Genomic DNA, 25,308 nt, shown 5'->3' on the forward strand with positions numbered 1-25,308 from the left:
CCGCACCAAGCGGTCCGAAGTCTCGCAAAGGCCCCGAAGAGGCCGCACGGGCCCGACCAGAGGTCCGCCACAGACGACAGGGAACACAAAATATGACCGACCTCGCCGCCTTCGCCCAGGAAAAGGGCGTGAAGTACTTCATGATCTCCTTCACCGACCTGTTCGGCGGCCAGCGCGCCAAGCTGGTGCCGGCCCAGGCCATCGCCGACATGGCCGAGGAAGGCGCGGGCTTCGCCGGCTTCGCCACCTGGCTCGACATGACCCCGGCGCATCCGGACATGCTCGCCGTGCCCGACCCCGAGACGGTGATCCAGCTGCCCTGGAAGCCCGAGGTCGCCTGGGTCGCCGCCAATTGCGTCATGGAGGGCGAAGAGGTCGAACAGGCGCCGCGCAACGTCCTGCGCAAGCTGATCCGCGAGGCCGAGGCCGAGGGGCTTCGGGTCAAGACCGGGGTCGAGGCCGAGTTCTTCCTGCTCACCCCCGAAGGCACCGCGATCTCCGACGAAGCCGACACTGCCGCCAAGCCCTGCTACGACCAGCAGGCGGTGATGCGCCGCTACGACGTGATCGCCGAGATCTGCGACTACATGCTCGAGCTCGGCTGGGGCCCCTACCAGAACGACCACGAGGACGCCAACGGCCAGTTCGAGATGAACTGGGAATTCGACGACGCGCTTGTCACCGCCGACCGCCACAGCTTCTTCAAGTTCATGGTCAAATCCGTCGCCGAAAAGCACGGGCTGCGCGCCACCTTCATGCCCAAGCCCATCGAGGGGCTGACCGGCAATGGCTGCCACGCGCATATCTCTGTCTGGGACACCAGCGGCACAACCAACGCCTTCGCAGGCGATGCCGGCGGCCAGATCGGCGAGGTGGGCCTGTCGGAGCAGGGCGGGCATTTCCTCGGCGGCATCATGAAACACGCCGAGGCGCTGGCCGCGATCACCAACCCCACGGTCAACAGCTACAAGCGCATCAACGCGCCACGCACCGTCTCCGGCGCCACCTGGGCGCCCAACACGGTGACCTGGACCGGCAACAACCGCACCCACATGGTGCGGGTGCCGGGGCCGGGCCGCTTCGAGCTGCGCCTGCCCGACGGCGCGGCGAACCCCTACCTGCTGCAGGCGGTGATCATCGCAGCTGGCCTCTCGGGCATCCGCTCCAAGGCGGATCCCGGCCCGCGCTACGACATCGACATGTATGCCGAGGGCCACACCGTGACCGACGCGCCGCGGCTGCCGCTGAACATGCTCGACGCGATCCGCAGCTTCGATGCCGATGACGCGCTGAAAGAGATGCTGGGCGCGGCGTTCTCCGCCTCCTTCATCAAAAAGAAGCGCGAGGAATGGGACAGCTTCGTGTCGCATTTCTCCAACTGGGAACGCGAGCACACGCTCGACATCTGAGCCACCGCGTCGCTTTCGCCGGGTGGCGCGCCGCGGACGGGCTTGCATCGCGGGAGCGTCTTCGCCATTCGTCTGAGAGACACCGGGCTGGCGGTGCCGGGTCGCGGCCCGGCGGCACAACACCCGGCCTTGCGCATGACGCGCCCGCCCATGGACTGGAGTTTTGAGCATGAGCAAATTCGCCCTCACCGTGACCTGCCCCTCGACCCGCGGCATCGTCGCGGCGATCGCCGCCTTCCTCGCCGAGCAGGGCTGCAACATCACCGACAGCTCTCAGTTCGACGATTTCGAGACCGGCAATTTCTTCATGCGCGTCAGCGTCATGTCGGAGAAGGATGCGACGCTGGAGGAGCTGCGCGAGCGCTTCGCCGAGACCGCGAAGAACTTCAAGATGGACTACGAGTTCCACGACGAGGCCGAGAAGATGAAGGTCATCATCATGGTCTCGCGCTTCGGGCATTGCCTGAACGACCTGCTCTACCGCTGGCGCATCGGGGCGCTGCCGATCGACATCGTGGCGGTGATCTCGAACCACATGGATTACCAGAAGGTGGTGGTGAACCACGACATCCCCTTCCACTGCATCCGGGTGACGAAAGAGAACAAGCCGCAGGCCGAGGCGCGGATCATGGAGGTGGTCGAGGAGACCGGCGCCGAGCTCGTGGTGCTGGCGCGCTACATGCAGATCCTCTCGGACGATCTGTGCCGGGTGATGTCGGGGCGGATCATCAACATCCACCACTCGTTCCTGCCCTCCTTCAAGGGGGCCAACCCCTACAAGCAGGCCTTCGAGCGCGGCGTGAAGCTGATCGGGGCGACCTCGCATTACGTGACCGCCGATCTCGACGAAGGCCCGATCATCGAGCAGGACACGGTGCGCGTGACCCACGCGCAATCGCCCGAGGATTACGTCTCGCTTGGCCGCGATGTCGAGGCGCAGGTGCTGGCCCGCGCGATCCATGCCCATATTCACCGCCGGGTCTTTCTCAACGGCAACAAGACGGTCGTGTTCCCGGCCTCTCCGGGCAGCTACGCCTCCGAGCGCATGGGCTGAGTCCCACCGTTGCCGGGGGCGCTGCCCCCGTCCGCGTGCCGCGGACTCCCCCGAGGTATTTTGGAACCAAAGAAGCCAGGAGCGCTGTGTCCCTAGCTTCTCTTCGTCAAAAATACTCCCGCCGGAGGCGTCCGGCAGAGCCACGCGCGCGGCGCCGACCGGCCGGGTGCTTCGGGCCGGGCGCAGGGATTGACGGGTGCCGGGAAAGGGCGTTTGCTTCGCCGGTTGGCGACGGATCGGCGAGACGGACATGACACGGGAAGAATTCACCATCGAAGGGGCGCTTGGCACGCCGCTCTTCCTGCCTTGGGTCGAGCGCCACGCGGCGCGGCTGGGGGTGGGGATGCGGCTGCGCGACAGCGCGCCGGAGCGGCTGGCGGTGGAGTTCGAAGGCGCGCCGGCGCTGCTTGACGCGATGGAGATGGGCTGCCTGCTCGGTCCCATCGACGCCTGGGTCGAGTCGATTGTGCGCAAACGGATTTCCGCCACGTAAGCGCGCTTTGAGGCCTGCCTTATTTTCAGGCGTGCCGCCAAATTGCTGGGCGATTTCTGCGCCGGGTCTCTGGTGTCGAGGGGCCGAGATGGGCATGATGGGCGCGGCGTGCTCGGATCCGTGTGCGTCAGCGCCCACACCCGACACCGGAGACACCGTGCCCACCGATTGGACCCCCGCTGCGCTTTCCGACGACATCCCCGTAGCCTCCGCCGCGCCGGGGCAGCTCGGGCCGCATGACCTCGCGATCTGGCGCAGCGCCTCCGGGCGCATCGCCGCCTGGGCTGATCGCTGCCCGCATCGCGGCATGCGGCTGTCGCACGGCTTCGTGCGCGGCGAGCGGCTGTCCTGCATCTACCATGGCTGGGGTTACGGTGAGGGCGGGCAATGCGTGCGCATCCCCGCCCATCCCGAGCTGACCCCGCCCGAGGCGATCAGGGTGCCGGTGTTCTCCGTGGCCGAGGCCAGCGGGGTGATCTGGGTGGCCGAGGAGGCGCCAGACGGCCCGCCGCCGGAGTTTCCCGGGGTCGTGGCATTTCGCTCGCTGCAGGTTTCGGCCGCGCCGGAGGCGCTGGCCGCGGCGCTTGGGGGCACGGGCACGGTGATCGAGACCGTGCTCGGCGGCGCGCAGGTGGTGGCGCTGATCCAGCCGCTGCGCGGAGGCGCGGCGGGGCTGCACCTGCTGGCGCCCGAGGGCAGTGATCCGGCGGCGCTCGACGCGCTTTCGGCGGAAGTCGAGGCGCTGCGGCGCCGGGTCGAAGCCGCAGAGGAGATGACGGCATGAGCGAAGGGGGCGCGATGCGCGATCAGTGGTACCCGGTGGGAATGACCAAGCAGCTCACGGCGCAGGGCCGCGATACGATGCTCATGGGCGAGCCGATCCGGGTGGCCCTCGCGGGCGGTGCGCCAAGCGTCACCGACGGCACGGGCCGCGCGCTTCCGGTGATCGACCGTTTTGGCCATGTCTGGACCTCGCTGGGCCAGCCCGAGAAGGATCTGTTCACCATCCCCGAGGTCGACCAGCCGGGTCGGCGGCTGGTCGATGTGGGCGTCTGCCGGGTGCGGTGCTCGCCCCTGCGGGCGGTCGAGAACTTCCTCGACATCGCGCATTTCCCCTTCGTGCACACCGACATCCTCGGCTCCGAGCCGCATACGGAGGTCGCGCGCTACGAGGTCGAGATCCGCGACGATGTCGACGAGGTCTGGGCCACCAAGGTGAAGTTCTTCCAGCCGCAGGCCGCGAAATCCGCGGAAGGCGGCATCACCACCGATTACATGTACCGGGTCTGCGCGCCGACCTGTTCGGTGCTCTACAAGACCTGCCCGCCGAAGCCCGGGGAGTGGGACGTGATCGCGCTCTTCGTGCAGCCGCTGACCGAGACGCTCTGCGATGTCTGGCCCTACATGGCGCTCTACGACGACGATGCCGAGATGACCGACCTGATCCACTTCCAGCAGATGATCTTCGTGCAGGACCGCTCGGTGCTGGAAAACCAGCTGCCCGCACTGCTGCCGCTCGATCCCGGGCGGGAGATCCCGACCCGGGCCGACATGACCTCGATCGCCTATCGCCGCTGGCTCAAGCGGCATGGCTTTACCTACGGCGCGCAACTGGTGGCGGCATGATCCTTTACGACTATATCCTTTCGCCCTCGTGCTACCGCGTGCGTCTGCTGGCGGCGCTGATCGGGCGCCGGCTCGATCTGTGGGCGGTCGATGTCCACCCCGGGCAGGAGCACCTCTCCGAGCCGATGCTGGCGCTGAACCCGGCGGGCACCATCCCCGTGCTCACGGATGACGGGCTGGTGCTGACCGAAAGCACCGCGATCCTGACCTATCTCGCCGCGCATGACGCGCCGGCCTGGCTGGGCGAGGATACGGCCGCGATGCGGGCCCGCGTGGCGCAATGGCTGGCTTTCGCGCAGCGGCTGACCGACAGCGCAGGCGCCGCGCGGGCGCATGACATGCTGCTGGCGCCGGGCGATATCGACGCGCTGCGCGGGCAGGCCACGCAGGCGCTGCGCGAGCTCGAGGCGGCTCTTTCGGCGGGGCGGCGGCGGGGCGAGAGCTTCCTCGCCGGCAACCGGCCCACCATCGCCGACATCGCCTGCTTCCCGCATGTGGCGCTCGCCCCCGATGGCGGGCTGCCGCTCGATCCGTATCCCTCGATCCGGCTCTGGATGCGGGCGATCCGGGCGCTGGACGGGTTCATCGAGATGCCCGGCATCCACCGCCTGCACGAACTGAAGCCGGAGCCCGGGCCGATGCCCGAGGTGATCCGCAAGGAGCAAGCCTGACATGACCGGATACCTGCTGAAAGGCTGCGCCGCCGTGGTGACCGGCAACGAGGTGCTGCGCGACGTCGACCTGCTGACCGAGGGTCCGGCGATCAAGGCGATCGGGCCGGGGCTGAGCGCGCCGCAGGCCGAGGTGATCGACGCGGCTGGCTGGTTCGTCTACCCGGGCCTCGTCAACACGCATCACCATTTCTTCCAGTGCTTCGTGCGCAACCGCGTGGAGCTCGACTGGACCAAGCTCTCGGTGATCGAGTGGCTCGACCGGATCTACCCGATCTTTGCCCAACTCACCGAGGAGAGCTTCTATCACAGCTCGCTGACGGCGATGGCGGAACTGGCCAAGCATGGCTGCACCACCGCCTTCGACCATCAGTACTGCTTCCCGCGCAAGGCGGGGAAGGGCATCGTCGACCGGCAGTTCGAGGCCGCCGAAAAGATCGGCCTGCGCTTCCATGCCGGGCGGGGCACCAACACGCTGCCGAAATCCGAGGGCTCGACCATCCCCGACGAGATGCTCGAGACCACCGATGAATTCCTCGCCGATTGCGAGCGGCTGATCGACGCCTATCACGATGGCGGTCCGTTCTCGATGCGGCAGGTCTCACTGGCGCCGTGCCAGCCGGTGAATTGCTACCGCGAGACTTTTATCGAGAGCATCCGGCTCGCGCGCGACAAGGGCGCGATCCTGCACAGCCATGTGGGCGAAGGCGAGAGCGAGGTGATCCGCGCCCGCCACGGCATGCGCACGGTCGACTATCTCGAGGAGATGGGCTTTTGCGGGCCCGATACCTTCTATGCCCATTGCTGGGAGCTGACCGAGGACGAGCTGCGCCAGATGGCGGCGAGCGGCACCGGCGTGTCGCACTGCCCCGAGCCGGTCTACCTCGTGGGCGCCGAGGTCACGCCGATCCCGGCGATGGAGGCGCTTGGCGTGCGGGTGGGGCTGGGCTGCGACGGCGCGGCCAGCAACGACAACTCGAACCTCATGCACTGCCTGCACTCGGCCTACATGCTGCAATGCCTCGTGGCCTCGAGCCGCAGCCACAATGTGCCCGAGCCCGCGACATTCCTGCGCTACGGCACCTCGGGTGGGGCGTCGCTGCTGGGGCGCACGGATATCGGCCAGCTCGTGCCCGGCATGGCGGCCGATCTCTTCGCCATCGACAGCCGCCGCATGGATTACGTCGGCACCCGCCACGATCCCGAGAGCCTGATCCCGCGGGTGGGCATCGGCACGGCCACCGACATGACCATGGTGAACGGCAAGATCGTCTGGGCCGACGGGGCATTCCCCGGGCTCGATGAGCGCGAGATGGTCGTCGAGGCCGAAGCGGCGCTTGCCAAGATAGATATATAAAACAGGGAGTAACCTACACATGACGAAGCATCTGAACCGTCGCCGATTCCTGCAGACCTCGGCCGCCACAGGCCTTGCCGCCGGCATCGCCCCCTCCATTGCCCATGCGCAGGATCCGCTGGGCATCGCGCTTGTCGTGCCCTCGCCGGTGGGCGAAGTGGGCTGGTCGCACGCGCTGGCCGCAGGGCTCGAGCCGATCAAGGCCGAGTATGGCGATGGCGTGAACATCACCATCCTCGAGAACATCCCCGAGGGCCCGGATGCCGACCGTATCATGAACAAGGTCGTCTCGGACGGCGCCAAGTTCCTGCTCGCGGGCAGCTTCGGCTACCAGAACGGCGCCATGCAGATCGCCCGCCGCAACCCCGATGTCACCGTGCTGCACGCCTCGGGGTTCATGGTCGCGCCGAACTTCTCGCCTTTCGCGGCGAAGTACTTCCAGGGCACCTACCTGATGGGCATGGCCGCCGCGGCGCTCTCGAAGACCGGCAAGCTGGGCTCGGTCTCGGCCTTCGCGATCCCGGAACTCATCACCTCGATCAACGCCTTCACGCTGGGCGCGCAGGCGGTCAACCCGGAGATCGAGGTCTCGGTGGTCTGGGTGAACTCGTGGTTCGACCCGGCGCAGGAACAGGACGCCGCCCGCGCCCTGCTGGCGCAGGATTGCGACGTGATCTTCTCAAACGCGCAGGACACGCCCTCTGTGGTCTCGGTCTGCGAGGAGGCGGGCGCCTACGTGTTCAACCTGAATTCCTCGATGAAGGAAAACGCGCCGAACTACTATCTGGGCTGCGTCGAGACCGACTGGTCGCCGTTCTTCATGGAGTCGGTGAAGGCGCACATGGACGGCAGCTTCGAGGGCCGCAACGCCTTCCTCGGTGTCGAGGACAACGTGGTGAAGGTGACAGACTGGAACCCGGACATCCCCGCCGAGACCAAGGCGCAGATCGACGAGGTCGAGGCGGCGATTGCCGACGGCTCGTTCCACCCGTTCACCGGCCGCATCGTCAAGCAGGACGAGACGGTTGGCGTCGAGGATGGCGAGACGCTGCCCGACGAGGCCATCGTCTCGATGGACTGGCACGTCGCCGGCGTGACCACGCCGCTGCCGAACTGAGCGCACGATGCCGGCGCCGCTGCTGTCTCTTCGGGGGCTCTCGAAGAGCTACGTGACCGTGCGGGCCAACCGCGACATCGATCTCGATGTCGCGGAGGGCTCGATCCACGCCATCTTGGGCGAGAACGGCGCCGGCAAATCGACGCTGATGAAACTGATCTACGGCGTCGAAAGTCCGGATGCGGGCGAGATGCGCTGGCAGGGAAACCCGGTCGCGCCAAGCTCGCCCAACGAGGCAAGATCGCAGGGCATCGGTATGGTGTTCCAGCATTTTTCGCTCTTCGAGACGCTCACGGTGGTGGAGAATATCTCGCTCATCGTGCCGGGAAAGAAACGCGCATTGGTGGCCCGCATCCGCCAGCTCGGGCAGGATTACGGGCTCGAGGTCGACCCGCTCGCGCATGTGCACGCGCTCTCGGTCGGCGAGCGCCAGCGGGTCGAGATCATCCGCTGCCTGATGACCGATCCGAAGCTTTTGATCCTCGACGAGCCGACCTCGGTACTGCCGCCGCAATCTGTCAGGACGCTGTTCGAGACCTTGCTCAAGCTGCGCGACCGGGGCGTCTCGATCCTGTTCATCTCGCACAAGCTCGAGGAGATCCGCTCGATCTGCGACCACGCCACCATCTTGCGTGACGGCGCGGTGACCGGCCATGTCGACCCGCGCGAGCATGACGCGCATGATCTTGCGCAGATGATGATCGGCCGTGACATGCCCGCGCCGCGCCCCTTCGTGCCGCGTGAGCCGGGACCGGTGCTGCTCGAACTCGCAGGCCTCGACTACCAGCCCGACGACCCGTTCCAGATGTCATTGAAGGCGGTGAGCCTGAAGCTGCACACGGGCGAGATCCTCGGCATCGCCGGAGTCTCGGGCAACGGGCAGGGCGAGCTGGCACGGCTGATCTCGGGCGAGACCCGCCGCCACGCCGAGGCGCGCGACGAGGTGATGATGTTCGGCCAGCCGGTGGGCGATCTCGGCGCCGCCGCGCGCCGCAGGCTGGGCTTTGCCTTCGTGCCCGAAGAGCGGCTGGGCCGCGGCGCCATCCCCGAGATGTCGCTCTCGGACAACAGCCTGCTCACCGCGCACGGGCTCGGCCTCGTGAGGCACGGCCTGATCGACCGCGGCGCGGAGGACGCGTTCACCCGTCGCTGCATCGCGGATTACGACGTGCGCACCCCCGGCCCGCAGGCCGAGGCCGGGGCGCTTTCCGGCGGCAACCTGCAGAAATTCATCGTCGGTCGCGAGATGGAGCTGGCTCCGAAGCTCTTTTTCGTCTCGCAGCCCACATGGGGCGTCGATATCGGCGCCGCCACCGAGATCCGCCGCCGCCTCGTCGACATGCGCAACGCCGGTGCCGCGGTCTTGGTGATCTCGGAAGAGATCGAGGAGCTGTTCGACATCTGCGACCGCATCCAGGTGATCCGCGAGGGCCGGCTGTCGCCCTCGCTCACGGTCTCGGAGACGCGGGTCGAGGAGGTTGGACGCTACATGATCGGCGCAGAAGAGGGGGCCGCCTGATGGGCATCTGGATGATCCGCCGCACCACCGCCTCGCGCCGCATGGCGGTGCTGGCGCCGATGGGGGCGCTTGCGCTCGCCATCGTGCTCAACTTCCTGCTCTACATCGTCATGGGCAACGATCCCGCGGCGGTGTTCTACGCGCTGCTGCTCGAGCCCTTCGTCTCGTGGTCGTCCTTCTCGGAGGTGCTGCTGAAGATGACGCCGCTGCTGCTCATCGCGCAGGGGCTCGCCATCGGCTTCCGCGCCAAGGTGATCAATATCGGCGCCGAAGGGCAGTTCATCCTGGGCGCGATCTTCGCCAGCTCCATCCCCGTCTGGTTCCCGCAGGCGACGGGCGGCTGGATCTGGCCGCTGATGCTTCTGCTGGGCGGCGTGGGCGGCGCGCTCTGGGCGGTGCTGCCGGCGTTCTGGCGGGTGCGGCTCAACGCCTCCGAGATCCTCGTCACGCTGATGATGAGCCTGATCGCGGCGCAGCTGCTCGCCTACCTTCTGGTGGGGCCGTGGAAGGACCCGATGGGCTTCAATTTCCCGCAGACGGTGATGTTCCAGTGGGACGCGATGGTGCCGACGCTGATCCCGGGCACGCGGGTCAACGTGGCGCTGATCCTGGCGCTGCTCTGGAGCGCGCTGGCCTATGTCTACATGCAAAAGAGCTTTCAGGGCTACCAGCTGGTGGTCGGCGGGCTGGCGCCGCACGCCACCGCCTATGCGGGCTTTTCCGAGGGCCGCGCGGTTTGGCTCTCGCTGCTGATCGGCGGCTTTGCGGCGGGGCTCGCCGGCGCCGCCGAGGTGGCGGGGCCGATGGGACAGCTGCAGCGCGGCATCTCCTCGGGCTATGGCTACGCGGCGATCATCGTGGCCTATCTGGGCGGCCTGCACCCGGTGGGCATCCTGTTTTCCTCGCTGTTCATGGCGGCGCTCTATATCGGCGGCGACAACGCCATGGTCTCGGCAGGGCTGCCGGTGGCCGCGGTCCGGGTGTTCCAGGGCTCGCTGCTGTGCTGCTACCTCGCGGCCATCGTGCTGGTGCGCTACCGGCTGGTGCGCGACGGGCAGGAGGCGCCGGCATGAGCGCGCTGTCCTTCATCATCGCCGGTATGCTGGCCGCCGCCATGCCGTTCCTTCTCGCGGCGCTTGGCGAGCTGGTGGCCGAGCGCTCCGGCGTGCTCAACCTCGGCATCGAGGGCATGATGGCGCTTGGCGCCGTGGTGGCTTTCATCGTGGTGCGCCAGAGCGGCGGCCACGCCATGGGCTTCGTCGCGGCGGGGCTGGCGAGCGCGGCGCTGTCGCTGGTCTTCGCCTGGCTGGCGCTGGCGGTGCGGGCCAACCAGGTCGCGGCGGGGCTCGCCATCGGCATTCTGGGGCAGGGGCTCTCGGCGCTCTTCGGCAAGCGCTACGAGAGCCTGACCGTGCCGGGCTTGCCCAAGCTCTCGGTTCCGGGGCTGTCGGATCTGCCGCTGGTGGGCGGGCTGTTCTCGCAGGATGCGGTGGTCTGGCTCGGCCTTCTGGCGACGCTTGCGATCTGGGCCACGCTGCGGTTCTCCAAGCTCGGGCTGGTGATCCGCGCGGTGGGCGAGAACCCCCACGCGGCGCGCGCGCTTGGCTACAACGTCATCGGCATTCGCTACGGTGCGGTGGCGTTCGGCGGGCTGATGGCGGGCTTCGCGGGCGCCTACGCGGCGACGGTCTACACGCCGCTCTGGGCCGAGGGCATGATCGCCGGGCGTGGCTGGATCGCGCTGGCGCTGGTGGTCTTCGCCACGTGGATGACCGGCCGGGTGGTGTTCGGCGCGGTGCTCTTCGGCGCGGTATCGCTGTCGCAGCTCGCCGCACAGGCCGGTGGCGTTGCGCTGAACTCGCAGTTGCTGGCGAGCCTGCCCTATATCGTGACGATCCTCGTGCTGGGCGCGATCTCGGCCAACAAGCGGCTGCTGAAGATCAACGGCGTGGCCTCGCTGGGAGAGCCGTTCGGCCGCTGAGCGCGAAGGGCCGGCCCTGTCATCAAAGCGTCGCGCCTGCGCGTTAGGCCCTGCCGGACGTCAAGAGGAGACAGGCGATGACGCTTTCCGCCTTCAGCGCACCGGGCCGGTTCTGGCGCGGCAACCTGCACACCCATTCGGATCGCTCAGACGGCTGCCTGACGCCGCAGGAGGTCTGCCGGCGCTACCGCGCAGAAGGGTACGACTTTCTTGCGCTGACCGACCATTTCATCGGGGCCTACGGTTACCCGATCACCGATACAGTGCCCTTCCGCGAGGCCGGCTTCACCACCATCCTCGGGGCCGAGATCCACTCCGGCGCCATGGCCAATGGCGAGCTCTGGCACATCCTTGCCGTTGGGCTGCCAGCGGCGTTCCAGCCACCCCACGCGCCGGGCTTCGCGCCCGTCGAGGGGCAGGAGAGCGGCCCCGAGATCGCCGCCCGCGCCCGCGCCGCGGGGGCCTTCGTCGCCATCGCCCATCCGCAATGGTCGGGGCTCACGCTGGACGATGCGCGCAGCCTCACGGCGGCCCACGCGGTCGAGATCTACAACCACGGCTGTGCCATCGGCTGCGACCGGGCTGACGGTGCCGCCATTGCCGACCTTCTGCTTTCGGAAGGCCGTCGTCTGAGCCTCATCGCAACCGACGACGCGCATTTCACCGAGCCCGACCATTTCGGCGGCTGGGTCATGGTCAAGGCCGAGGAGAACGCGCCCGAAGCCCTGCTCGCGGCGCTGAAGCGCGGCGATTTCTACTCGAGCGAGGGCCCTGAGCTGCGCGGCGTCCGCCTGGACGACGACCGCCTCGCCGTTGAGTGCTCTGCAGTGCAGACCGTGATCGTTCAGGGCCACGGGTCGGCGGCCACGGCGGTGCACGGCCAGTCGCTGACCTCTGCCACGGTGCCGCTCGAGCGCGTCCGCAACAGCCCGTGGCTGCGCGTCACGGTGATCGACCGGGCCGGCAGACGCGCCTGGTCGAACCCGATCTGGCGCTGAGGCGTCGCTCTCCCGACCGTCGCAACTGTGGCAGCGCCGGACGCCTCCGGCGGGAGTATTTTTGACGTAGAGAAGCCAGCGGCGCATCGCCCCCTGCTCCCCTCACCAGACGCGCGGAGCGTCGATGCCTCCGGAGGCATCGCCAAGAGAGACCCCCGCCAACACCATTGGTGCGGCGGGGGAATGGGGGGCCGTGAGCGCCAGGGCCGGACCCGTTGCAGGGCGGCGCACCGCCCCGCGTGTTCGAGCGGCGCTTACGACGCGAGGTCGAAGCGGTCGGCGGTCATCACCTTGGTCCAGGCCGCAGCGAAATCCTTGACGAACTTGCCGTGGTTGTCGTCCTGGGCATAGACCTCGGCATAGCCGCGCAGGATCGAGTTCGAGCCGAACACCAGGTCGACGCGGCTGGCGGTGTACTTCACCTCGCCTGACTTGCGGTCGCGGATCTCGTAGGTCCCGCCGGCCACCGGCAGCCACTGGTATGCCATGTCGGTGAGCACATCGAAGAAGTCGGTGGTCAGGGCCCCTTCGCGCTCGGTGAACACGCCCAGCTTGGTGGCGCCGAAATTGGTGCCCATGGCGCGCATGCCACCGATCAGCACGGTCATCTCGTTCGCCGTCAGGCCCATCAGCTGGGCACGGTCGAGCAGCATCTCTTCCGAGCTAACCACGTACTCGGTCTTCTGGAAGTTGCGGAACCCATCGGCCAGCGGCTCGAGCGGCTCGAAGCTCTCGGCATCGGTCATCTCGTCGGTCGCGTCACCGCGGCCTGGTGCGAAGGGCAGCTCGAGATCGACGCCCGCGGCCTTCGCCGCCTGCTCGACACCCAGATTGCCGGCCAGCACGATGACGTCGGCGACGGAGGCACCGGTCTCGGCCGCGATCGGCTCGAGCTTGGCGAGCACCGCCGACAGACGCTCGGGCTCGTTGCCGACCCAGTCCTTCTGCGGCGCAAGGCGAATGCGGGCGCCGTTCGCCCCGCCGCGCTTGTCAGAGCCGCGATAGGTGCGCGCACTGTCCCAGGCGGTGGCCACCATGTCGGCGAGCGGGATGCCGGCCTCGGCGATCTTGGCCTTTACCGCGGCCACGTCGTAGGAGCTCGAACCGGTGGGGATCGGATCCTGCCAGATCAGGTCTTCCTGCGGCACGTCGGGGCCGTAGTAGCAGGCCTTGGGGCCCATGTCGCGGTGGGTCAGCTTGAACCAGGCGCGGGCGAAGGTGTCTTCGAAATACTGCGGGTCGGCCATGAACTTCTGGCAGATCTCGTTGTAGATCGGGTCGACCTTCATCGCCATGTCGGCATCGGTCATGATCGGCATGGTCTTGATCGAGGGATCCTCGACATCGGCCGGCATGTCCTCTTCCTTGATGTCGACCGGCATCCACTGGCTGGCGCCTGCAGGGGATTTCTTAAGCTCCCACTTGTGGCCGAAGAGCATGTCGAACCAGCCCATGTCGAACTTGGTCGGGTTGGTGGTCCAGGCGCCCTCGATGCCCGACACCACGGTGTCGCGGCCGACGCTACGGCCCTTGGTGTTCATCCAGCCGATGCCCTGATACTCGGGGCCGGCGGCTTCGGGCTCGGGCGAGAGGTCATCCGCGTTGCCGTTGCCGTGGCACTTGCCGATGGTGTGGCCACCGGCGGTCAGCGCGGCAGTTTCCTCGTCGTCCATCGCCATGCGGGCGAAGGTCTCACGCACCTGGTCGGCGGTCTTCTGCGGATCGGAGACGCCGTTGACGCCCTCCGGGTTCACGTAGATCAGGCCCATCTGCACGGCGGCCAGCGGGTTCTCCATGGTGTCCGGCTTCGACACTTCCTCGTAGCGGGTGTCGGAGGGGGCCAGCCACTCCTTCTCGGAGCCCCAGTAGGTGTCCTTTTCAGGGTGCCAGATGTCCTCGCGGCCGAAGGCGAAGCCAAAGGTCTTCAGGCCGGCGACCTCGTAGGCGATGGTGCCCGACAGGATCATCAGGTCGGCCCAGGAGATCTTGTTGCCGTATTTCTTCTTGATCGGCCACAGCAGGCGGCGGCCCTTGTCGGTGTTGACGTTGTCCGGCCAGCTGTTGAGCGGCGCAAAGCGCTGGTTGCCGGTGCCGCCACCGCCACGGCCGTCGGAGAGACGGTAGGACCCGGCCGCGTGCCACGCCACGCGGGCGAACATGCCCACATACGAGCCCCAATCGGCCGGCCACCACTCTTGGCTGTCGTTCATCAGCTGGCGCAGGTCGTCCTTGAGCGCGTCCACGTCGAGCGTCTTCAGCTCCTCGTGGTAGTCGAAATCGGGGCCCATCGGGTTGGTCTTGAGATCGTGCTGGTGCAGGATGTCGAGGTTGAGCGCGTTCGGCCACCAATCCATCACGGTGGTGCCGAGCGCCGTCAGGCTGCCATGCATCACCGGGCACTTGCCGCCGCTGCCGCCGCTGCCGCGGGTGCTTTCGTTGAGGTCGCCTTCGACTGTGTGTCCGTCCATGATATCCTCCAGAGATCGTCGTGCGTGTCGATACAGGTCTTGGGGGCCGCCATCCCGACGCATCGTCGCAACCGGCGCGGTCGGCCTCGTCTCCCTTGCTAGAATCGTTCTAGCAAAGGTGCGCCATAAAGCCCAATTGCATTTTCTTAAACATCCGATAAGACACGCTTATGGCAAACATCTCGATGAAACACCTGCGCTACTTCGATGCGCTGGCCCGTCTGGGGCATTTCGGACGCGCCGCCGAGCTGTGCGCGATCAGCCAGCCGGCGCTGTCGATGCAGATCCGCGAGCTCGAGACACTGATCGGAGCGCCGCTGGTCGAGCGCGGGGCAAGGCAGATCCGTCTGACCTCGCTGGGCGAGGAGTTCGCCGCCCGCACCGGAGAGATCCTGCGCTCGGTCGACGACCTCGCCGATCTCGCGCGCGCGGCGCAGGGGCCGCTGGTGGGCCGGCTGCGGATCGGCGTCATTCCCACCGTAGCGCCCTATCTGCTCCCGCGCGTCATCACCTCTCTGGCGCAGGAATATCCCGGTCTCGACCTGCGGCCGCGTGAGGCGGTGACGAAGACGCTGATCGAGGATCTGCACGAGGCCAGGCTCGACACCGCCATCGTGGCGCTGCCGATCTCGGAGCCGGGGCTTGAGGAGGTGGCGCTGTTCGACGAGGAATTCGTGCTGGTACGCGGGCGCGGCGAGGCCAACAAGCCGGTGCCGGATCCGGGCATGCTGCACGAGATGCGGCTGCTTCTGCTCGAGGAGGGGCACTGCTTCCGCGATCAGGCTCTGTCCTATTGCAAGCTCTCGCCCTCGGTGACCCGCGATCTGATGGAGGGCAGCTCGCTTTCGACGCTGGTACAGATGGTTGGGGCGGGGATCGGCATCACGCTGATCCCCGAGATGGCGCTGCCGATCGAAACCCGGTCCGCGCAGGTCTCGCTGGCGCGGCTGCCGGCGCCGGCGCCGGTACGCACCATCGGCATGGTCTGGCGCAAGTCGACACCGCTGGGAGAGCAGCTCGCCCGCATCGCCGAGATCGTCCGATGCGTGGGCTGCGCAGCCACCGAGACCGCCGCGCAGCTGCCCGCAAGCGCTGCGGCTGATGAAGCGCCGTGACAGGAGCCGCCCCTATCGCAGGGGAGGCGTGCCTTGAGTGGAGATAGGGGGCGCTGCCCCCTCTTGGCGCTGTGCGCCAATTCACCCCCGAGGTATTTTTGAACCAAAGAAGCCAGGAGCGCTGCGCCGCTGGCTTCTCTTCGTCAAAAATACTCCCGCCGGAGGCAGGCCGTCCCATGCCGAAAGCGCTGGGGTCAGAGGAAGGCGACGCGACCGGCCAAAAGAAAACCGCCCCGCGCGGAGCGGGGCGGTCAGTTTGCCTTACAGGGCCGCGTCTCAGGCGGCTTCTTGCATTTCCGGCTTGTCCTGCGCCTCGATGAAGGTCTTGTGCAGGGCCTTGATCACCGGCTTCAGGATGTCGCGCTCCATGATGAACTGCACGTCCACGTTGCGCGGGCCTTGGCTGGCGCCGATGGCCTCCAGACCTTCCCCGGCGATCGCCACCAGGCCGCGCTGCAGGCAGGCCAGCCCGCTGAGGTCGCGCCCGATGACCGACGCCATCGACAGCGTGCGCGACGAGATCCGGGCCGAGGGATAGAGCTTCTCGAGATCCTTCTCCACGCGGCGCATCGACTTGAGCGAGGCATCCACATAGTGGGTGATCGTGTTCGCATTCGACACCTTCGATACGATGCGTACGTCGTGCCGCGTCAGCACGTCGAGGATCGTCGCGTCATAGCCCTTCACGCCGACCATGTCCTGTTCGAACAGCTCCAGCGCGATGATGTCGAGACCGGTGACGATCTCCACCGCAGAGGCGTCCGCCGGCTGGTCGTCGATCAGCGTGCCCGGGTCCTGCGGCTCGAAGGCGTTGGTGACGCGCAACGGCACATCGGCTTGGCGCAGGGTCTTGGCGGCTTTCGGGTGGATCGCCTCCATGCCCATGTTCGACAGCTGGTCGGCCACGTCGTAGTTGGTGCGGCCAAGCTTGCGCACGGCGTCCTGGCCCACGAGGTTCGGATCCGCCGAGGAGAGGTGAAACTCCTTGTGGATGATCGCCTCGCGCGCGCCGGTGAGGGCGGCGAGATGCGAGAAGGTGACCTCGGAATAGCCGCGGTCGAACTCGCGCATCAAGCCTTCCTTACACTGGGCATAGCCGGTGACGATGGGCATCTCGGTCATCGGGTCGACACCCTCGAGGGCGCCGAGGATGCGTTCCTCGAGATTGACATCGCCGTCGCCGCGCCAGCCGCTGAGATCCACCAGCCGCGCATCGACGCCGGAGCGCTGCAGCATCAGCACGGTGACATAGGCCGAATGCGCCTCGCCGAGACCGGAGAGCAGCTCGCGGGTCTGCAGCATGTGCTCGGACAGGCGGAAGTGGCCATAGGAGCAGACGCGGGCCAGATCGATCAGGCAGTTGCGCGCGCCGTCGATACGGGTGCGCACGAAGTCGGTGGCCTGCTGGACGTCGGCCGGATGCTCGAGGATCGACGTGTGCGCCTCGATCATCGCGTTGGCGACGCGGTTCAGCGCGTCGTGCCAGCCGTGGGTGTTGTCGCTCTCGGCGAACTGCCCGTAGACGCCCGGCTCGCCGGTCTTCTTGTGCTCGAGCAGCAGGTTGGTGATGCCGCCGAAGGCGGAGACCACGAAGATACGGCCATAAAGCTCGGCACCTTCGCGACCGCCGATCAGCAGCGTGTCGCGCAGTTCGTCGAGGCGGGACATCGACGTCCCGCCAATCTTTTCAACCGTATGATGGGCCATGGCTTACGCCACCTCCTCTGCCGGCGCGTAGGAGCCGTCTTCACGGTGCACTTCAGTGCCGGTGACCGGCGGGTTGAAGCAGCAAGCCATGTGGAGGTCTTCCTCGGCGCGCAGGATGTGCTTGTCGTGCAGGTTCAGGGCGTACATCACGCCCGGCTTGATCTCGTGCGTCTCGCCGGTGGCGATGTCGGTGATCGAGCCCTTGCCCTGCATGCAGTAAACGCTCTCGAAGTGGTGCTTGTAGTGGAACGTGTGCTCCGACCCGGCTTCGAGAATGGTGATGTGGAACGAGAAGCCCATGCCGTCTTGTGCCAGAAGCATCCGGGTGGAGGTCCACTGGGCGTCGGCCACGTGCTTGTCGGTGTTTTTCAGCTCGTTGAAGTCGCGAACGATCATGTCGGGTTACTCCGCTGCAATCTTGCTTGTTTCGGTGAGGGCGGCACGGGTGGCGTCGCGCAGGATCTCGAACCCTTTTGCGAACTGCTCTTCCGTGGTGGTCAGCGGTGCGAGCACCTTGACCACTTCGTCATGCGCGCCCGAGGTCTCGATGATGAGACCGCGTTTGAAGGCTTCGGCACAGATCTCGCCGGCGAGATCGCCGTTGCCCACGTCGACGCCGCGCATCAGGCCGCGGCCCTTCAGGCGGGCGCCGTCGACCATGTCGGCGATCGAGGTGAGCCCGATTTCGACGATGCGGGCCTTCTTCTGGATGTCCTTGGAGAACGAGTCGTCCTTCCAGAACTTCTCCAGCGCCACGCGGGCGGTGACGAAGGCGTGGGTGTTGCCACGGAAGGTGCCGTTGTGCTCGGCCGGCTTCCAGACGTCGAGCTCCGGCTTCACCAGCAGCGCGGCGAAGGGCAGACCCATGCCCGAAAGCGATTTCGCCAGCGGGATCAGGTCCGGCTCGATGCCGAATTCTTCGAAGGAGAAGAACGTGCCGGTGCGACCGATGCCAGCCTGAATGTCGTCGGCGATCAGCAGCGCGCCGTGCTTCTTGGCGAGCTTAGCGATGCCCTGCATCCACTCCTTGGAGGCGGCGTTAAGACCGCCTTCACCCTGGACCGGCTCCACGAGGAAGGCGGCGGGGGCGTCGAGACCCGAGGACGGGTTGTCGAGCATCCACTCGATCTGTGCCAGCGTGTCCACGCCGTCGCCGAAGGCGCCGTCGTAGGGCAGGTGGGTGACGCCCTGCAGGGGCATCGCGCCGCCATTGCGCTTGCCGGAATTGCCGGTCGCGGCGAGGGCGCCCATGGTCATGCCGTGGAAGCCATTGGTAAAGGCCACGATGTTGTGGCGACCGGTGGTCTTGCGTGCCAGCTTCATCGCCGCCTCGACGGCGTTGGTGCCGGTCGGGCCGACCATCATCACCTTGTGGTCCATGTTCCGCGGCTTGAGGATAATGTCCTCGAAGACGGTCAGAAAGGCTTCTTTCTGGTCGGTGTGCATGTCCAGACCATGGGTCACGCCGTCATTCGAGATGTGCTCGATCAGCGCGGCTTTCATGTCGGCGTCGTTGTGACCGTAGTTCAACGACGAGCAGCCGGCGAGGAAGTCGATATAGTCGCGGCCCGACTCATCGGTGAGGATGGAGCCGCTGGCTTTCACGAAGCTTGTCGGGAAGCTACGGCAGTAGGAGCGCGCTTCGCTTTCGCGGCGCGTGTAGATATCGCGTGTCATGAGATGTCCTTTCGGGACTTCTTTATATCAGTGAAGATCGACGGGGGACGGATCAGGCGGCGCTTGCCAGCTCTTCTTCCATCTCCGGCAGGGAAATCGTCACCAAGTGTTCGGTGTCGTGGTGCCCGTCGAAGTGAACTTCTTTTTCGTAGTGAGGCTCGTCGGTCAGCTCGCCGCCGATGGAGCGGGCGAAGCTGCGGAAGAGACCCCAGGACGCATCGTTGTCTTCGGTGATGGTCGTCTTCAGCTCCTTGGCATCGCTGCACTCCTCACGCTCGACGAGGTGAGTGAGCATCTTGCGGCCAAGGCCGAGGCCGCGGGCGTCCGGGCCAACGGCGACCTGCCAAACGAAGTAGGCGTCCTTGTTGGGGATCATGTGACCCGAGATCCAGCCGACGACATCGCCGTCGAGCTCGGCCACAACGCAGGTGTCACGAAAGTGCTCCGCCTGGACGAGGTTGCAGTACATCGAGTTCTCGTCGAGCGGCTTGCACGCGCGCACGAGCTCCCAGATGGCGGCGCCATCGGTGGCCTCGGGCTTGCGGAGCAGGAGGTCGTCCTGCTTGGACGTGAAGCTGTCTTTCGGCATCGGGTCAGGTCCCTCTGTTTTCCTTTGAGTGGTAAACTATGCGAGGCTAGATAAAGTTTCAACCACCTAAGTAGTTTTTTGGAGGAAGTTTGCTGATTTCTCATTAACTTATTGAAATATCAAGGAAATATGGGGTGTCTTGAAACTTTTTCGCGAAGCATTATCCTTAGGCAAGCGAAAATACAGGGCGAGATGCTTAGTCGATTGAAGTATCCGCCCGTTTCATGCAACAAAGGCCCGTCCACAAACACTGCGAGGCGTGGGTCCGATGGATCGAACGGATGACAGCTTGATTGCTTTACGGCGCATATTGAGAGCGACAGAGCTCTACGAACGTGACCTGGCCAGCGCGGCTGGAGTGACGCCGGCGAAGCTGCGAGTGATGCAGATCGTGCAGATGAAGGGCGGAACCACCACCCCGAAGGCGCTCGCGACCCAGATGGGCGTCAGCCAGGCCACCATCACCGGTCTTGTCGACAAGCTGGTGAAGGAAGGCATGGTCAACCGCGCCCAGTCCAGCATGGACCGGCGCCAGATCAACGTGGTGCTCAGCGAAAAGGGTGAGGCCACGCTCGACCGGGCCCCGGACGCGCTGCAACAGCGATTCGTGCGCGAATTCGAACGTCTTGAGGACTGGGAGCAGGCGCAGCTGCTGTCGTCGCTCGAACGCGTTGCCGCCATGCTCGATGCTCGCGACATTGATGCCTCGCCGGTGCTGACCGTCGGTGCGCTCGATCACGACAAGCGCGCCAACTAGGCCCGCGCGCACCCTCAGAGCAGGGCGCGGATCGGCTCGAGCAGCCCCTTGTTGCGCAGTGTGCGCACCGGATAGTTCTCATCATTGATGATCTGGTCGATGGAGAAGCCCGGCTCGATCTTGCCGAGTTTCACCGCCGTGGCATGCGCCTTGTCGAGCTGCCCGTCGAGCGCGTAAAGCGCCAACAGGTGCCGATGCGCCGGGCGCGACAACGGTGCCGCTCGGGCCGCCGCCTCGCCGGCCTCGATGGCCTCGTGCGGGCGGTTGCAGGCGATCGAGATGATGCAGTGCCCCATGTCCCACCATTGCTTGAACGGCGAGCTGCGCGCGATCGCGCGGGCGCGGGCCGAAGCGTCGAAGGCCGAGGTCACGTCGCCCTTGAGCATGTTCGCCTCGGCCAGCGACTTCCATGCGAAGGCAGAGGCAGGGTTGCGATTGACCGCGGTGTCGGCAAGCTCGAAGGCGCCAGCCGCGTCGCGCTGCGCGGTGCCACGCACCTTCGAGATCAGCGCGTGCACCAGGGCATTGTCCTCCGAGGCTTCCATCGCTCGGTAGTTCAGCGCAATGGCTTCCTCGCGCAGCGCGTCGCGGTCGTCCTCCAGCAACTCGAGCAGCTGAATCATCCGCACCATGCTGCTCCAGGCGAGGTAGATGCCGTTGCTGTCAAGCTCATGCGCCTGCTTGAGCAGCGAGTAGGCCTCGCGCAGGGCGTCGCGCTCGAAGCTGAACATGCGGTACATGCTGAGCCGCGACAGCGCCGTGGCGCGGCTTTCGGGGCGGTTGGTGTCGAGCACCTGCGGCAGCTTGCCGATGATGCAGTCGGCGGCCTCGAAGACCAGTTTGGAGACGATCTCGTCGCTGTGCAGGATCGCTTCGAGATGACTGATCGATTGCATCTTGGAATAGAGGATGCGCCCGCTCGGCACGTGCAGCCCCTTGACGAAGAGCGTGTGGCCGTCGGTCGTCTTGAGGATGTCGCAGGTGAGGGAGATGTCGCTCACCGGCAACTCGGCGGGATGATCGGGGTCGTTGGCCTGCCGCCACGCGCGGATCTGCTCGGCGATGTTCTCGCCGATCTGATTGGCGAGGATGTCGGCCATGATGTTGGCACCATCCTCGGCCGGTGCCGTCGAGCGGCAGTGGATCAGGACGCCCTTGGCCTCTTTCGGTTCGGCCTGCGACAGCCGGGCTTGCAGATCGGCGCGCTCCATCCGCAGCCATTCCTCGAACTCGGGATCGCGGGCGTCCAGCCCCTCGAGCAGCTCGGTGCGCTGATCGAAGCGCAGGCCGTCATCGCGCAAGTCGATTGAGAGGGCGAGCGGATCGAGCGACACGGTGGCACGGTCGGCGCGCAGGACATCGGCGTGATCGCCGAGCGCGCTCCGCAGCTTGCTCAGCGCCTGCCGCAGATTGGCGCTGGCCTGTTCGGGGCCGAACTGGCTCCAGAGCTTGTCTTCGAGCCAGCGGCGCGGGCGGGACATCTCGGGCGAGAGCGCGAGCAGCGCCAGAAGCGCCTGATTCTTCGCACCTTTCGGGGTCAGACAGAGGCCCTCACCGGCCTCCACGCGAAGGGGGCCGAGCACCGAAATCCGAAGGGAAGGGGCGGTGTCGCGCATAAGGCTGTCCAGCCAGGGAAACAATCAACTTTACGTAGGGTAGCACTGCCTCACAGATCCGGCAACGGGCGTGAATTGTCCGTGAATCATTCGCGCCATGGGCACAAGGTTTTGACGCAGAGCCGGTTTTTCTGTCAGTTTCAGGGAAAGTCGTTTTTATTCGATTTCTGAAATTACTTTCTCGGGGGACGCTGGGAATGCCGGTTTACGGTCATGAGGGTCACGAAGGCCACGAAGGACATGAGGGCCACGAGGGTCATGAAGGACATGAAGGGCACGAGGGCCATGAAGGGGGCGGTGGCTCCTCGGCCCTGAGTGTTGCCCTTGGGAGCGCGCGTGATGGCACGGTCGGGTATTGGGACGGTCTGCCGAGCCGCGCATCGCGGGTCGAGGGGCGCTCGACCTGGGAGGCGGTGAAGAGCCTTGGCACCGCGCCGCGCCGGGCGGTGATGGATCAGGCGATCCAGAGCCTCTACGACGTGAGCTTCGAGCACAGCGACATCACCAACACCAGCGGCACCGTCAGCTTTCAGGGCAATCCGCTCGTGACCCTGCAGCGTCCGCGCATGAAGGTGCTCGAGGAAAAGCAGCTGGGTTTCCTGCGCGCCGCCGCCGATCTGCGCTATGATCGCCTGTCCGAGATCCGCGTGGAGACCAGCAACATCCAATCGTTCTTTGCCAGCGTCAGCTACATGTCGTCCGCCGCCACCAAGTGGCAGCTGGCGCTGACGCAGGCGGTGTTCCGGCTCTGCACCCATGTGGAGATGCCTGTGAAGCTCGGCTTCGACGTGCCGCGTCCGATCACGCTGGCCTACCAGGTGCAGCCGATCATCCAGACCCCCGGACACGGGGCCTGGCCGAGCGGCCACGCGACCGAGAGCTTCGCCGCCGCGACCCTGCTCAGCCGCCTGTGCCACGATCATTCGAAGCCGCTCGACCCGACCGAGCTGCTGGCCAAGCAGACACCGTTCTATCGGCAGGCCGAGCGGATCGCGATCAACCGCACCGTTGCGGGTGTGCATTATCCGACCGACAGCATGGCCGGCGCCGTGCTTGGCGTGACCATGGCCGAGGCGCTGGTCAATCTGCTCGACGAGCGCGACGAGACCACGGCGCGCTGCTTCAACGGGCGCGACTACGAGGGCGATTTCAACCTTGCACTGATGTCGGAGCAGATTGCCGACAAGAAAGGCGCAATCACCGAGACCAAGGTCAAAATCGACCCGTCGGTTGTGCCCGACTGGCTGCGCACCATGTGGGGCAAGGCGCTCAAGGAAGGCTAATTTCAGTTTAACCAGTGGGGGTCGCGGATGCGGCCTCTTTTTAGCGAGTGGCCGGGGCCCGTTGGTCCCGGCCTATTCCTTTCTGCCGTCGAGGAAAGCCTCAGAGCATGACCACGTGGCTGCCGAGCCGTGCGCGGTCGGTTTCGGAGACCGGGGACAGGCTCACCCGCTTGGTGTTGAAATCGGCCAGATGCGGCGTCGTCGCGTTGGCCACGAGCTCCTTGGACGAGAGCGCAAGCGCGCGGCTCAGCCGGCCGGCGGCGGCGCTTGTGCCGTTGAGGAAGCGGGTGCTGCCGCTCAGGGTGCCGCATCCCTGAACCCCGCCGCGCAGGAAGCTGCGGTCGGCAATGGTCGAGACGGTCGGGCCGGGCACGGACCACGCCGCTCCTTCGCCGCAGTAATCCGAGGGCGGCAGGCGGTCATCGTGCACGTCGCGGCGGACGGCCCCGACATGGAAGACCTGCCGGGTCAGCGCCGTGGCAAGCGCGTTGTGGGTGCCGGCATACTTGATCGCGCAGTCCGGCTCGAGCTGGGTGTAATCGAAGAACTCCTGATTCCAGCCATAGCCCTCGGGGCTCTCGAAATAGCTCTGCCGCGCGCCGGCGCGGTATCCGACAAGGCTGTCGTCGCGCTGCACCTGCAGCTCGAGGCTCAATGCGTCGCAGCCATCGTAGCGGAACGCGAGGTGCCAGGCGCCCGATGGCACCAGCGGTTCGAGATCGAGAGATGCGGTGGGCGCGAGGGCCAGCAGGTAGAAATTGCGCTGCAGGGTGTCGGGATCGAGCCGGTGCTCGGGCACGTGGTAGATCCGCGCCACAACCTGATCGCCCTTCGTCAGGTTGCGGACCTCGCCCGGTTTCAGCCCCGAGACCCCGGAAGAGAGACCCGCCGGCGTGGTCACGCCGATCTCGAGCGCCTCGAGCGGCTGGCCGGGCTCGGCGCGGATCTCGACATAGCTCTCGGTCAGATCACCGGGCTGGACGCGCCATTCGATACTTTGCTCGCTGTCGCTGCGCGCCTTCGTGGCCGGGTAGGACAGGCCGGCCACCAGCCGCTTGCGATAGTCGTTGCCGAACGACCAGACCACGCGCACCGGCTGGCCCTTGACCTGCTCCCAGAACCGCGCTTCGCGGGCGACCTGATACTCGGCAAAGCGCGTGCCGTCCTTGGGGCCGGCGAGCATCCCCAGCGACAGGTTGATGATCACCGGTGCGCGTGGGTCCATCGCCTCGGCCCGGCGCAGCACCCAGCGCACCGCGTCGACGAGATAGCTCTCGAACTTGGTGCCCGAGGTGTCGGCAATGGCCTGCGGCGGCAATTGCACCCCCAACAGCGGCCAGTCGCGCGCGGGGTTGTCCCTGTCGTCAGGCTCGCTGCCGGCGGCGAGGTCGAGCACGTGGGTGCCGTGGCTGGTGCCGAAATCGGTGGAGCGCCGCGCGTCGGCGCGCGCGAGGCGCGCGTTCAGCGTGGTGTATTCGCCGGTCTCGTTAAGCCCCTCGCGGCCAAGCAGGGCGTTGATCTGCCGGCGCTCGAGCACCTCTCCGAGACAGGCGCTCCGGTCGCCGGGACCGGAGCGCTCCAGCGCCTGCAGCCAGATTGCCTCGAACCGGGTCTTGAGCGCGGTGCCGCGGCCCTTGCGCCTGGCCTTGCAGAAGCGCGCATTGAGAAACCCGATGCCGTCGTCGATCACCGCAACGATCGGCTGCCCCTTCTCCTTGCGCCCGGTCTCGCGCGCCGGCTGCAGGCTCTCGGCGGCATCGAGATCGACGCTGGACGGATCGAGCGCCACCGGCGTGCCGTCGTCGAGCACCTCGAACAGGTCGGCAAAGGCGTTGTCGGGCGTGCCGAGCGCGCGATAGATAGGGTACTCG

Annotated in this window: 22 protein-coding genes; 15 read left to right on the forward strand and 7 right to left on the reverse strand. The window is 66.5% G+C overall.

Features of this window, described 5'->3' with window-relative positions:
• The first annotated feature begins 92 nt into the window (after positions 1-92).
• The 12 genes from glnT (at position 93) to R2601_RS00310 (ending at position 12,225) form a co-directional block, all read left to right on the forward strand.
• Complete coding sequence (gene glnT / locus R2601_RS00255) at positions 93-1,409, forward strand: type III glutamate--ammonia ligase (RefSeq protein ID WP_007791797.1); 1,317 nt, start codon at positions 93-95, stop codon at positions 1,407-1,409.
• A gap of 169 nt (positions 1,410-1,578) precedes the next feature.
• Positions 1,579-2,463 (forward strand): formyltetrahydrofolate deformylase, encoded by an 885-nt coding sequence (gene purU / locus R2601_RS00260; RefSeq protein WP_007791799.1) that lies wholly within the window; start codon positions 1,579-1,581, stop codon positions 2,461-2,463.
• Positions 2,464-2,713: 250 nt separating this feature from the next.
• Positions 2,714-2,956: a hypothetical protein gene (locus R2601_RS00265; protein ID WP_007791800.1), complete on the forward strand. Its 243-nt coding sequence runs from the start codon at positions 2,714-2,716 to the stop codon at positions 2,954-2,956.
• Between the two features lie 157 nt (positions 2,957-3,113).
• Positions 3,114-3,740 (forward strand): Rieske 2Fe-2S domain-containing protein, encoded by a 627-nt coding sequence (locus R2601_RS00270; protein ID WP_040544966.1) that lies wholly within the window; start codon positions 3,114-3,116, stop codon positions 3,738-3,740.
• Positions 3,737-4,582 carry an aromatic ring-hydroxylating oxygenase subunit alpha gene (locus R2601_RS00275; RefSeq protein ID WP_007791805.1) on the forward strand — a complete coding sequence of 282 codons (846 nt, stop codon included), beginning with the start codon at positions 3,737-3,739 and terminating at the stop codon, positions 4,580-4,582. Before R2601_RS00270 ends, R2601_RS00275 begins: the two co-directional genes overlap by 4 nt.
• Positions 4,579-5,253: a glutathione S-transferase family protein gene (locus tag R2601_RS00280; RefSeq protein WP_007791807.1), complete on the forward strand. Its 675-nt coding sequence runs from the start codon at positions 4,579-4,581 to the stop codon at positions 5,251-5,253. Before R2601_RS00275 ends, R2601_RS00280 begins: the two co-directional genes overlap by 4 nt.
• 1 nt (position 5,254) lies before the next feature.
• Positions 5,255-6,610 (forward strand): amidohydrolase, encoded by a 1,356-nt coding sequence (locus R2601_RS00285; protein ID WP_007791809.1) that lies wholly within the window; start codon positions 5,255-5,257, stop codon positions 6,608-6,610.
• Between the two features lie 19 nt (positions 6,611-6,629).
• Positions 6,630-7,727, forward strand: a complete 1,098-nt coding sequence (locus R2601_RS00290) for a BMP family ABC transporter substrate-binding protein (protein ID WP_007791812.1) — start codon at positions 6,630-6,632, stop codon at positions 7,725-7,727.
• Positions 7,728-7,734: 7 nt separating this feature from the next.
• Positions 7,735-9,246, forward strand: a complete 1,512-nt coding sequence (locus tag R2601_RS00295) for an ABC transporter ATP-binding protein (protein WP_007791821.1) — start codon at positions 7,735-7,737, stop codon at positions 9,244-9,246.
• Entirely contained in the window at positions 9,246-10,319 is a 1,074-nt protein-coding gene (locus tag R2601_RS00300) for an ABC transporter permease (RefSeq protein ID WP_007791825.1), read from the forward strand. The genes R2601_RS00295 and R2601_RS00300 overlap by 1 nt, the downstream gene beginning before the upstream one ends.
• Positions 10,316-11,227: an ABC transporter permease gene (locus R2601_RS00305; protein WP_007791828.1), complete on the forward strand. Its 912-nt coding sequence runs from the start codon at positions 10,316-10,318 to the stop codon at positions 11,225-11,227. The genes R2601_RS00300 and R2601_RS00305 overlap by 4 nt, the downstream gene beginning before the upstream one ends.
• 77 nt (positions 11,228-11,304) lie before the next feature.
• Complete coding sequence (locus tag R2601_RS00310; RefSeq protein WP_007791844.1) at positions 11,305-12,225, forward strand: CehA/McbA family metallohydrolase; 921 nt, start codon at positions 11,305-11,307, stop codon at positions 12,223-12,225.
• 254 nt (positions 12,226-12,479) lie between these two features.
• Here R2601_RS00310 and katG read toward each other — a convergent pair whose 3' ends face one another.
• The gene (gene katG / locus R2601_RS00315; RefSeq protein ID WP_007791847.1) at positions 12,480-14,693 is read right to left on the reverse strand and encodes a catalase/peroxidase HPI; all 2,214 of its coding nucleotides are present in this window, start codon (positions 14,691-14,693) and stop codon (positions 12,480-12,482) included.
• A gap of 170 nt (positions 14,694-14,863) precedes the next feature.
• Between katG and R2601_RS00320 the strand changes: the two genes are divergently transcribed.
• A complete protein-coding gene (locus R2601_RS00320) occupies positions 14,864-15,808 on the forward strand; it encodes a hydrogen peroxide-inducible genes activator (protein ID WP_007791850.1) in 945 nt (314 codons plus the stop codon).
• 276 nt (positions 15,809-16,084) lie between these two features.
• On the opposite strand, the gene R2601_RS00325 is transcribed toward R2601_RS00320, so the two are convergent.
• From R2601_RS00325 to ectA, 4 genes are read right to left on the reverse strand one after another with little or no spacing between them, the layout of a single operon-like run.
• Positions 16,085-17,515 (reverse strand): aspartate kinase, encoded by a 1,431-nt coding sequence (locus R2601_RS00325; protein WP_040544173.1) that lies wholly within the window; start codon positions 17,513-17,515, stop codon positions 16,085-16,087.
• A gap of 3 nt (positions 17,516-17,518) precedes the next feature.
• On the reverse strand, positions 17,519-17,911 hold the full coding sequence (locus tag R2601_RS00330; protein WP_007791856.1) for an ectoine synthase: 393 nt from the start codon (positions 17,909-17,911) through the stop codon (positions 17,519-17,521).
• A 6-nt stretch (positions 17,912-17,917) separates the two neighbouring features.
• The gene (gene ectB, locus R2601_RS00335) at positions 17,918-19,192 is read right to left on the reverse strand and encodes a diaminobutyrate--2-oxoglutarate transaminase (RefSeq protein WP_007791858.1); all 1,275 of its coding nucleotides are present in this window, start codon (positions 19,190-19,192) and stop codon (positions 17,918-17,920) included.
• A 52-nt stretch (positions 19,193-19,244) separates the two neighbouring features.
• Positions 19,245-19,781, reverse strand: coding sequence for a diaminobutyrate acetyltransferase (gene ectA / locus R2601_RS00340; RefSeq protein ID WP_007791861.1), 537 nt, complete (start codon positions 19,779-19,781; stop codon positions 19,245-19,247).
• Between the two features lie 268 nt (positions 19,782-20,049).
• Here ectA and R2601_RS00345 point away from each other — a divergent pair, with 268 nt between their 5' ends.
• Positions 20,050-20,538 (forward strand): MarR family winged helix-turn-helix transcriptional regulator, encoded by a 489-nt coding sequence (locus R2601_RS00345; protein ID WP_040544177.1) that lies wholly within the window; start codon positions 20,050-20,052, stop codon positions 20,536-20,538.
• 14 nt (positions 20,539-20,552) lie between these two features.
• On the opposite strand, the gene R2601_RS00350 is transcribed toward R2601_RS00345, so the two are convergent.
• Positions 20,553-22,154 (reverse strand): AfsR/SARP family transcriptional regulator, encoded by a 1,602-nt coding sequence (locus R2601_RS00350; protein WP_007791865.1) that lies wholly within the window; start codon positions 22,152-22,154, stop codon positions 20,553-20,555.
• A gap of 197 nt (positions 22,155-22,351) precedes the next feature.
• On the opposite strand from R2601_RS00350, the gene R2601_RS00355 reads away from it, so the two are divergent.
• Complete coding sequence (locus tag R2601_RS00355; RefSeq protein WP_040544179.1) at positions 22,352-23,437, forward strand: phosphatase PAP2 family protein; 1,086 nt, start codon at positions 22,352-22,354, stop codon at positions 23,435-23,437.
• A gap of 100 nt (positions 23,438-23,537) precedes the next feature.
• Here R2601_RS00355 and R2601_RS00360 read toward each other — a convergent pair.
• The coding region (locus tag R2601_RS00360) for a S8 family serine peptidase (protein ID WP_007791871.1) at positions 23,538-25,308 on the reverse strand (1,771 nt) is incomplete at its 5' end.

This window comes from Salipiger bermudensis HTCC2601 (assembly GCF_000153725.1).
Lineage (GTDB): Bacteria > Pseudomonadota > Alphaproteobacteria > Rhodobacterales > Rhodobacteraceae > Salipiger > Salipiger bermudensis.

What these genes read in the sequence shown, in the direction of transcription:
- R2601_RS00300 (WP_007791825.1), top strand. Translation starts at nt 9,246, where the DNA reads ATGGGCATCTGGATGATCCGCCGCACCACCGCCTCGCGCCGCATGGCG.
- R2601_RS00290 (WP_007791812.1), top strand. Translation starts at nt 6,630, where the DNA reads ATGACGAAGCATCTGAACCGTCGCCGATTCCTGCAGACCTCGGCCGCC.
- R2601_RS00280 (WP_007791807.1), top strand. Translation starts at nt 4,579, where the DNA reads ATGATCCTTTACGACTATATCCTTTCGCCCTCGTGCTACCGCGTGCGT.
- R2601_RS00285 (WP_007791809.1), top strand. Translation starts at nt 5,255, where the DNA reads ATGACCGGATACCTGCTGAAAGGCTGCGCCGCCGTGGTGACCGGCAAC.
- R2601_RS00355 (WP_040544179.1), top strand. Translation starts at nt 22,352, where the DNA reads ATGCCGGTTTACGGTCATGAGGGTCACGAAGGCCACGAAGGACATGAG.
- R2601_RS00265 (WP_007791800.1), top strand. Translation starts at nt 2,714, where the DNA reads ATGACACGGGAAGAATTCACCATCGAAGGGGCGCTTGGCACGCCGCTC.
- R2601_RS00310 (WP_007791844.1), top strand. Translation starts at nt 11,305, where the DNA reads ATGACGCTTTCCGCCTTCAGCGCACCGGGCCGGTTCTGGCGCGGCAAC.
- ectB (WP_007791858.1), bottom strand. Translation starts at nt 19,192, where the DNA reads ATGACACGCGATATCTACACGCGCCGCGAAAGCGAAGCGCGCTCCTAC.
- R2601_RS00345 (WP_040544177.1), top strand. Translation starts at nt 20,050, where the DNA reads ATGGATCGAACGGATGACAGCTTGATTGCTTTACGGCGCATATTGAGA.
- ectA (WP_007791861.1), bottom strand. Translation starts at nt 19,781, where the DNA reads ATGCCGAAAGACAGCTTCACGTCCAAGCAGGACGACCTCCTGCTCCGC.
- R2601_RS00275 (WP_007791805.1), top strand. Translation starts at nt 3,737, where the DNA reads ATGAGCGAAGGGGGCGCGATGCGCGATCAGTGGTACCCGGTGGGAATG.
- purU (WP_007791799.1), top strand. Translation starts at nt 1,579, where the DNA reads ATGAGCAAATTCGCCCTCACCGTGACCTGCCCCTCGACCCGCGGCATC.
- R2601_RS00350 (WP_007791865.1), bottom strand. Translation starts at nt 22,154, where the DNA reads ATGCGCGACACCGCCCCTTCCCTTCGGATTTCGGTGCTCGGCCCCCTT.
- glnT (WP_007791797.1), top strand. Translation starts at nt 93, where the DNA reads ATGACCGACCTCGCCGCCTTCGCCCAGGAAAAGGGCGTGAAGTACTTC.
- R2601_RS00330 (WP_007791856.1), bottom strand. Translation starts at nt 17,911, where the DNA reads ATGATCGTTCGCGACTTCAACGAGCTGAAAAACACCGACAAGCACGTG.
- R2601_RS00320 (WP_007791850.1), top strand. Translation starts at nt 14,864, where the DNA reads ATGGCAAACATCTCGATGAAACACCTGCGCTACTTCGATGCGCTGGCC.
- R2601_RS00325 (WP_040544173.1), bottom strand. Translation starts at nt 17,515, where the DNA reads ATGGCCCATCATACGGTTGAAAAGATTGGCGGGACGTCGATGTCCCGC.
- R2601_RS00305 (WP_007791828.1), top strand. Translation starts at nt 10,316, where the DNA reads ATGAGCGCGCTGTCCTTCATCATCGCCGGTATGCTGGCCGCCGCCATG.
- R2601_RS00295 (WP_007791821.1), top strand. Translation starts at nt 7,735, where the DNA reads ATGCCGGCGCCGCTGCTGTCTCTTCGGGGGCTCTCGAAGAGCTACGTG.
- katG (WP_007791847.1), bottom strand. Translation starts at nt 14,693, where the DNA reads ATGGACGGACACACAGTCGAAGGCGACCTCAACGAAAGCACCCGCGGC.